The organism is Planococcus salinarum (assembly GCF_007004625.1).
Lineage (GTDB): Bacteria > Bacillota > Bacilli > Bacillales_A > Planococcaceae > Planococcus > Planococcus salinarum.
Map to the genome: position 1 here is coordinate 1 of NZ_VIFV01000058.1, position 2,573 is coordinate 2,573.

Sequence of the window (2,573 nt, forward strand, 5' to 3'; positions counted from 1 at the left end):
TTCGTCCGTGGTAAGATGGGTGTAGGTCATTCGTGGTCACTCCTATGTTTTTCTTTGGTCGGAAAATACATTGTGAGTGTACCACGGATGGCTTTTTAGTTGTCTAGCTTAATTTTACAATCGGCGTCATTAAAATTTCCCTGATTTCATCCTCAAATGATTCGGGTTTTTCTTTGGGCGAATAACGGGCCACCAGCTTGCCTTCCTTGTCAATCAGGAATTTGGTGAAGTTCCATTTGATGCTGCTGCCAAGGAAGCCCTTGCTGTTTTCAGTCAGATACTTGAAGAGGGGAGCTGCTTCCTTGCCGTTAACTTTGACAATATCGTGCATCGGGAAAGTGACCCCGTAGCTCATGCGGCAGGATTTCTCCGCTTCTTCAGCATCACTGAGTTCCTGGGCGAATTGGTCTGACGGAAAACCAAGTACTACAAGCCCATCTTCTCCATATTTCCTGTACAGTTTTTCAAGGCCGTCAAATTGATCACGCAAGCCGCATTTAGTGGCGGTATTGACGATCAGCATCGGTTTTCCTTCATATTCACTTAAAGAGTAGCTGGAGCCATCAGGTTTTTTTGCAGTAAATTCATAGACACTCATGCTTTTTCACTCCTTGCCGTTTTCTCCATTAAACATCCATCTCCTCAAAAAATGCATTAAGCCCCTTCAGATTTTTCATCAGCGTCAGTGCATTGACATCAAGGAAGTTGCAGCTCACAAGCTTATCGTAAATCGCCGTGCTGATCGGTGCATGCTCGTTAACCGCTCCTTCTGTGAGGGAAATGATCCAGGCCCGCTTATCTTCCGGTGATTGCTCTTTTGTCAAACGGCCCTGAGCGATCATGCGATTGATGATCGGATTCAAAGTTCCGGTTCCAAGTCCAAGACGGGCTCCGATGTCCTTCATCACCAGATGATCATCTTCCCACAGAACCAGCAGAACAAGGTACTGCGGGAACGTCAGGTGGAACGGTTCAAGCACTTTTGCATACATTTTCGTGAAATTGCTCGAAGCCTTATACACTTCAAAGCATAATTGCTGTTCAAGTTTTAATCCATGTTCCATATCATCACGTCCATTTTTTTATAGGACGACAATCTCCACATCGATCGTATCCTTGATCGCTTTTGAGTATGGGCAGTACTCATGTGCTTTTTTCACGTATTCCTGCTTCTTCTCTTCGTCAAGGCCTTCGATTGTGACTTCCAGTTTCGCGGCCAGTTTGACGCCGCCGTTTACTTTGTCACCCAATAAGGAGATTGTCGCTTTTACTTCGTTTTTCTCTACCGTCACTTTATCACGTTCGAGCACCAGTTCCAATGCACTGTTGAAGCAGGAACTATATCCTGCGGCAAACAATTGCTCAGGATTTGTGGCTGTGGTAGGTTCACCGCCGAGTGCGGGGGGGCTTTGCCACATCCACATTGAAAATATTGTCTTCGGAATAGGCCATTCCCTGGCGCCCCCCGGAATTGATGATTGTCGTTTCGTATAATGTTTTCATATTATTGTTCCTCCATTCGATGCTGTATGTCATAACCAACCACATTATACATCGTACACGATGTAAATTAATGTGCTCAAACTCCACAAAGATTGTATGGCAGATTTTCCTATAAAAAAAGCGGCAGCCTTCCGGAAAGGCTTTGCCGCTTTGAATCGTTATCAGGCCGGCACTGTTTACAATGCATAGGTGCCGGTAATTTTAATGCCCTTTAAAGCCTGTGTCGCCAAGCGGTCCGCCTCAAAATTCTCCTTTCGGGGAAGCAGAAAATAATCAGGCTGGATTCCCAGCTGATCAAGCTTGGCTTCAATCCGGTCCGCCCAACGAACCAATTCGGTTTCGATGACCGGCCATTCGCCGCGCATTCCGTTTATAACGATTTTCGAATCCCCGCTGAAATTGACCGGCATGTTTTTGACTCCCAGATACCCCAGTTCCTGTACGCACAGATGGAGTGCCGCGTATTCGGCTTCGTTGTTAGAAACCAGCTCATCCACCTGCTCATTTTGTCTGAGGCGATAAGACTTTCCGCTCTGGCTGTAATAGATGACACAGCCAAGACCCGAATTCTTGTTTGCAATATCAAACCCGCCATCGAAATAAACCGTAATATCATGCGGCTCTGTTTCAATGCTTTTCAAATAAGCTTTCATTTCTTTTATCGTCCAGACACTGTCGTCAAAGCTGTCGATGAACACAAGTTCCCTGACGCGTTTTGTCCGTTCGAGATCTTCGGCAATTTGGACACCCTGAGCCGCGGACATTTCATCAGAGCGAAAAACCGTCTCCGCTCCTCCCTTCGCAGATCGATATTTCCATTGGAGCCAAATTTTCATCTGCGATACCTCCTTATGTGCCCTGTTAGTACATTATTGCCGATTTCGGTCACGCTAAACAAATTCTCTGTGAATTGCGCGGGTGACTGTCACCAGCTGAATTTTCCGCAATCGAGTAGGAGGGAGCGATTAACTCCCGACCTCTCACACCACCGTACGTACCGTTCGGTATACGGCGGTTCAATTAAGATGCATAACGCAAAGTTTCATAACGTGCTACCAGACTTTTGAGCC

The 2,573-nt window shown here is 46.2% G+C and carries 3 protein-coding genes and 1 pseudogene; all 4 read right to left on the bottom strand.

Annotated elements, in window-relative coordinates; translation table 11 throughout:
* Positions 1-103 precede the first annotated feature (103 nt).
* The 4 genes and pseudogenes from DIJ65_RS16030 to DIJ65_RS16045 all read right to left on the bottom strand — a co-directional run bounded on the left by DIJ65_RS16030 (position 104) and on the right by DIJ65_RS16045 (position 2,339).
* Positions 104-598: a glutathione peroxidase gene (locus DIJ65_RS16030; RefSeq protein ID WP_071152111.1), complete on the bottom strand. Its 495-nt coding sequence runs from the start codon at positions 596-598 to the stop codon at positions 104-106.
* A gap of 28 nt (positions 599-626) precedes the next feature.
* A complete protein-coding gene (locus tag DIJ65_RS16035; RefSeq protein WP_071152112.1) occupies positions 627-1,064 on the bottom strand; it encodes a MarR family winged helix-turn-helix transcriptional regulator in 438 nt (145 codons plus the stop codon).
* An 18-nt stretch (positions 1,065-1,082) separates the two neighbouring features.
* Positions 1,083-1,503: pseudogene (locus DIJ65_RS16040) on the bottom strand (organic hydroperoxide resistance protein).
* Between the two features lie 176 nt (positions 1,504-1,679).
* The gene (locus tag DIJ65_RS16045) at positions 1,680-2,339 is read right to left on the bottom strand and encodes a reverse transcriptase-like protein (RefSeq protein ID WP_071152114.1); all 660 of its coding nucleotides are present in this window, start codon (positions 2,337-2,339) and stop codon (positions 1,680-1,682) included.
* Positions 2,340-2,573: the final 234 nt, after the last annotated feature.

Coding starts and splice junctions, on each gene's coding strand:
- DIJ65_RS16030 (WP_071152111.1), bottom strand. CDS start 598: ATGAGTGTCTATGAATTTACTGCAAAAAAACCTGATGGCTCCAGCTAC.
- DIJ65_RS16035 (WP_071152112.1), bottom strand. CDS start 1,064: ATGGAACATGGATTAAAACTTGAACAGCAATTATGCTTTGAAGTGTAT.
- DIJ65_RS16045 (WP_071152114.1), bottom strand. CDS start 2,339: ATGAAAATTTGGCTCCAATGGAAATATCGATCTGCGAAGGGAGGAGCG.